General features: G+C 48.2%; 2 protein-coding genes. Both read left to right on the plus strand.

What is annotated here, in order from left to right; all coding sequences use genetic code 11:
* The first annotated feature begins 1,236 nt into the window (after positions 1-1,236).
* Entirely contained in the window at positions 1,237-1,620 is a 384-nt protein-coding gene (locus ABZD21_RS19590; RefSeq protein WP_372776825.1) for a BT0820 family HAD-type phosphatase, read from the plus strand.
* A 746-nt stretch (positions 1,621-2,366) separates the two neighbouring features.
* Positions 2,367-6,207 (plus strand): Ig-like domain-containing protein (locus ABZD21_RS19595; protein WP_372776826.1); only part of this gene is annotated, 3,841 nt, incomplete at its 3' end.

Here is a 6,207-nt window from a genome sequence, read left to right on the forward strand (position 1 = left end):
CAATCAGGGCCTTTGTTGTTAACTCACCCTCTTATCCCTCTCTACCAGTAGAGAGGGACGGTTGTGCAGCAAAAAACACAGGCAAATGCAAAACCCGGAACGGTTGCCGCTACCTGGCACCACTCTGCCAATGAGGTTTGCATACAACGCTTAGCACCTTTGTCTCTTTGGAACTTATCCCTTCGCGTCTTCGCGTTCAAATATTCTCTACGTTGAGCAACAGATTGCTTCGTCGTTCCTCCTCGCAATGACGGGACCGGCAGCGACAAACGCGACCGGCCATGCGAACACGAGCCCCGGCCTATTTTTATCGAGCCCGGAATCGAACTGAAAGCTTAGTGCCAAACGGGAAGTCCCGACAAAGGAGGGAATCACCCGTTGCACTTAGCTTTCAGGAAGATGGAGGAGCGAAGATAAAAATCAGCCTTGACCTTTTGCTACCTTTTGTGTCAAGACAAAAGGTAGAGCCCGTCCGGCTTAGGACAAAAAAAGTCGGGAGTCGAGAGTCATGAGAGAAGAAGTAATCGAAACTTGCAACAGATTGCCACGTCCTCCTTCGTCGTCCTCGCAATGACGATCGTAGGGTACATCGCACAAACCTTTGGAACGTTGGAACTTTGCGTCCTAGCGCCTTAGCGTTTAACTCTTCCCGTCTTCGCGTTCAAAGATTTAACCACAGAGGACACTGAGGTTGTCACAGAGTTTCTTTCGTTTGGTTTGCATACCGGTAGGGTTCAACCGCTACGCGGTAGGTGGAAACAATTTTCTGATTAATGGCTACAACACCGAAACCGCTACGCGGTAGTGCATATTGAAGGATTGAGCGTTGATTTTTTTTTTGTAGCGTTTCCCTGCGGATTTCGATACCGCGTAGCGGTATGAGTATTGTAGCTCCGTGAGTCACCGAAACCAAATTACCGCGTAGCGGTTGCGCTTAAGCTGCAAGTCGAGAGTCAAGAGTAATGAGTCGGGAGTAATGAGTCGTTAGAGAAGAAGTAATCAGTACTTCGCGTCCTAGCGTCTTCGCGTTCAAATTATTTAACCACAGAGTTTCACGGAGAGTGCCAACACAACCCTTCGCGTCTTCGCGCCTTAGCGTTCAATTCTTTGTGTCTTTGCGTTTAACTCTTCCCGTCGTCGCGTTCAACTCTCCCCCGCCTTTGCGTTAATTCTTCCTGATTTACTGGTTTGTACACCGTTTATTTCTTATTTTTGTGGGACTAAAACTGGTGAAAGATGATTATTGCAGTAGACTTTGATGGAACGATTGTGGAACACGAGTATCCGAAAATCGGACGCGACATTCCCTTTGCGATTGAGAGCTTATTAATGCTCCAGAAGGAAGGCATCCGCCTTATTTTATGGACTTCGAGACACGGAAAATTACTGGATGAAGCGGTTGAATATTGCCGCAAACGGGGATTGGTATTTTATGCGGTGAATAATAATTTCCCCGAAGAGAATGCCTCACACGATATGGGTCGCAAAATTGTTGCCGACATCTATATCGACGATCGCAACCTGGGAGGCCTGCCCTCGTGGGGTGAGATTTACCAAACCTTATCGACGAAAAACAAACCGCAGGTGGGAAAGTCGTTCCTTAGCTGGTTTAAATCCTAAACAAATTCGCTACGAAAAGAAGAATCCCTTCTTGCAGGAATTCACCCCTCTGTATTTGCAGGCACACAGCCGATCGATCGCTGAAACACACTAAAGTTCAACGGGAATTTATTGGGTCATTTCAGATGCAGATCGGAATAAACCCTCACTAAAATCTGACAACCGGATTTTAGTGAGGGTTTTTCGTTTTCAGACCATCTGTGCGCTAGAACAGAACGCAGAATTCCGATGGAGCTTTACAGCGTAATATTTTCTGTTAAAACTGCTACGGCCACCCGCGACAGGCTAGAAACCGGTCAATTTTCATCCGATTTATTTACCGATGACTTGTAGATCTTAAATTTTGTCTATAAAAATCAGATGTCTGTCCTTTTTAAAATGTATCTTAATGACAATTATCTATTTTCGGACATCTAAAAGCGAAAAATTAATCGTTTGAACAAGGAACAAACATCAAACGATTAGAAAATGAGGCCTACCCCATGAATTTTGATTGACGGGTAATTCGGAGTCGATGATACCGCTGAATACGAAAACCGGACTCAGCCGGCTACAAAGCCAAACTTCATCTGAAGCAATTAAGCCTTCCCGGAATTGAGAGAACGATCGCGGCTAGAATGATGATCACCGTTATTAAATCCTTGTTTCAGACAGGAGTACCCTGTCAGTAGAGCAAGTTGGTGAACATAGTTCGGGATATTCAGTCCATCAGAAAAAACTAGCATCTAAATACCTATACCTATTGTATGAGAAAATTGCGCACGAACTCACTCCTGTTTTTAAAAAAAGGATTGCTTATCGCAGGACTTTTTCTGTCCTTCCAGAGTTTTTCACAAACACCCGGTCTGATTGTCAAGCCCGCGGCAGATATCGGAGCATCGGTTCTTGATCCGGACGGCAACGGTTATGTGTCAGAATCAAGCACCGGCTTTGTTTCAAATGATTTTGACTTTGATGAATCGGAAATTGACTACGTCGACATTGTGCGCCCTGATCCGGTTGGTGATCCACTCGCCGGCCCCGATGGTTCTTTCAACGAAATTGTTGGCGCGACCGGTGCCGGCGACCACGCGATATTGGGCTATTTAAGCGGAGCGAATGTTTTGTTCCGCTTCCGTCTGGATGATATAGCCAGCAACTCCAAGGCTTATTCAATCCTTATCGACACCGACCAAAAGTTTGGTTTTACAGGTGAAGACGCAGACCCGAACGCGGTATTGGGCAATCCGGGTTTTGAGATTGAAGTCGCGTTGTACACCAACTTCAGGGTTGTCGTATGCAATATTGACGGCAATGCGGATGCCAGGAACAACATTGTAAATGAAACCGGAAACTACCCCGGTTATTCCTTCGCCAGACCTTACGAAGTGTACTGCCAAAAGTCGGTTGCCTATTCAACAAACTCGGGCGACGCTGACTTTTTCTATGATTTCTTTGTCCCTTTTAGCGATTTGCAGCTGGCCTACCCTTCGCTTACAACAAGCACTCCTTTGCGAATTACCGGCGCTACGAGCATGAATCCGCATGCCTCGATCGGCAACAACGCGATCTCTGACCTGGGTGGTGATTCGAGTGGTAGCAAGGACATAAACGCACTATTCGAATCAGTCATTACCAGCCAAACACCAACCGCGATCGGCAGTACAATCCTCGACCGAACCGATTGCCCGACCATCAACGCTGCCGGCACATCAGACACCAATATTTCGGGGACCACCACAACAGAGACTACCACAACGATTGCCGTAACCATCTACGACACTGACGCGACGACAGTGATTGGCACCGCATCTACGGTTGTATCAGCCGGCATAAGCACCTGGTCAATCGACATTTCCGAATTCAGTCCTTCCATCGCTTCGCTTCTATCGGGATACATAATCAAAGCCAATGCCACCGACGAGGGCAAAGGTACGTCGGTTGATTATTGCGATATTGAAACTGTGAGCGATTGTTCAACCCAAACAAGCACCAGCGGAATGACCATTACCGCAATCTCCGGAGGCAAGGGATTTACATTCGACGGTGACGCAGGTGCATTTTCTGACGGAACAGTCATTACCTGGTACAATGCAGACTACACATTGGCAGATTATGAATACAGTTCCGGGGTGCCAATCCCCAATCCGACGACCACCACCTACATTGCCGGAACAGGGAATAATAAGGAAGATGCCAAATTTGAATGTAAAACCGGGCAGTGTTTCCCGGCAGGTGTTTACTATTTCACCTACCAACAGCCCGGCGAATGTGTTTCCGATTATGTACAGGTTTGTTTGTATGCCCTAACCGGCACGTCGGTTACCCCAACGATAACGACCAGCCCGATACTGACATCAACGACGGCTATTTCAGGGACTTGCGGCAACTCTGCCTCTCCCGACTATACGCGCTTAAATCTATACCTCAATGAACAACTCATTGGCACGCAGTCGGTCAGTGACAATTCAACCTGGACTTTCAGCGGACTGGATCTGACCGATCATGTTGGAGAGGAAATTTATGTATCAGCATCTGATGCCGAAAAATGTGCCGCCTCTTCAAGTACGATCAGTGTCCAGCGGCAAGCAATCGCTCCATCCATTGACTTTGACGGATGCTCAACCAGCACTACGGTAAGCTCAATATCAGGATCTTCAGTCGAAGCAGCCGGAACAACCATCATACTCTATCGTTTATCGCCCACCAGAAGCTCCATTGGCACAACAACAGTTGCAACCGATGGCAGCTGGAGTATAAGCGGGCTTTCGCTCAGCGCCGGCGACCAGATTACCGCTGTGGCGAGCAGCACGACACTGGCTTCTTCCGACGACTCAGAAACGATCACCATTAGCCTGCAGACCGATATCACCAATTACACGATTACATTCAACACCCCAACTGAAGGCGATTTACAGCTCACCGGAACAATCACCGGAGGCAGCTATCCGCTGACCCTGAGAGTTTACCTGGATGAATCACAAATTGGAGCCGATACAACGATAACCTCCGATGCCGGCCCAACTGACTGGCATGTTTCCTACCTGAATTCATTCGACCTCTCAGCCGGTGGAATTGTGCAAATCTCGGTTGAAATAAGCTCAGCGTGCGAGAGTGAATTAAGTGCTGAAACCGCTATTGTTGCCTGCTCGGACGTTGAAACGAAAACAATTTCGTCGGCTGACACAAACCTTTGCGAAGGAGAAAATGGCTCGGTGACGATCGAAAATTCGGAAGCCGGTGTGATTTATACGCCATTGGACCAAACCGGACTAATCAGTCTGGGTTATTCGGTCCTTGGAAATGGATCCGACATTGATCTGTTAACCTTCCCACTGTTGACTGACTCAACCGTTGTTAAAATAGAAACCTCAAAAATACCGTTCGACTTGTGTACCGGCTCGCTTGCTGACAGCATTATTTTCAGAGTCTTCGAATTACCCGATGCTCCGACTTCTTCTGCTACTCAGAAATATTGCCCCTCCGGAACAACAACGCTGGATGAATTGGTCATTACGCTTCCCGCGAATACCCTATTGCGCTGGTATGATTCCGCAAGTGGTGGCACAGTGCTCGCCGGTTCGACTGTATTGGCAGACGGAACCAACTATTATGCTGAAAGTGAAAGCACTACCTCTGGATGTATTAGCGCATCGAGAACGGTGGTTAATGTTGAAGCCGGAAACCCGGACGCCCCGGATGCTGTTGCAAGTCAAACATTTTGTGAAGGAGCCACACTGGCTGATATTAACGTAAGCCCGGTCGGCCCCGGCACTGTTTCCTGGTTCACCGGCAGCTCCGGTGGCAGCGCGTTGGCAGAAACCACACCCCTGGCCGATGGCACGACTTATTACGCGGAAACAAATCATTACTCTTGCAGCAGTGATAGCAGGACTGCCGTTCTGATTACACTAAATACCGTTTCAGCGGGAACCATTGCAGCAAATCAATCCGTTAAAGTAGGAGCAGATCCGGCAGAACTAACCGAAACAGTTGCAGCAGCAACAGCAGGAACGACGAGCTACCAGTGGCAAATCAGCACCACCGATGCATCCACCGGCTTTGCTGACATCAGCAGTGCCAATGCTTCAACCTATACTCCTCCCTCCGGAATCGCTCAAACCAGCTACTTTAAGCGAGTTGTCACCAGTACGCTGGATGGACTTGAGTGTTCTGCAGAAAGCAATGTCATCACAATTACTGTTTCTCCAAATACCGCGCCCGTGGCGGTTTCTGATACTTATACGATGGATGAAGACGGCACGGCTATCAGCCTGAACCCTAAAAACGGGGACAGCGATGTGGACGGTGATCTTCTCAGCATTGTGTCGATTAACGGAACGGCACTCACTGGCGGAGCTCAGACCATTGATACTCCTAACGGAACAATCACTATCGATGCTTCTGATGCGATTTCCTTCAGTCCGGATGCCAACTACAACGGTACCGAGACCTTTGCCTATGTCATTAGCGACGGCACAACAACAGCAACGGCTAACCAAGAGATTACCGTGAATGCGGTGAATGATGATCCGGTAGCGGCTTCTGTCACTTATACGATGAATGAAGACGGTACAGCCATCAGCCTGAACCCCAAAAACGGGGACA

Source organism: Mangrovibacterium sp. (genome assembly GCF_041596335.1).
Taxonomy (GTDB): Bacteria; Bacteroidota; Bacteroidia; order Bacteroidales; family Prolixibacteraceae; genus Mangrovibacterium.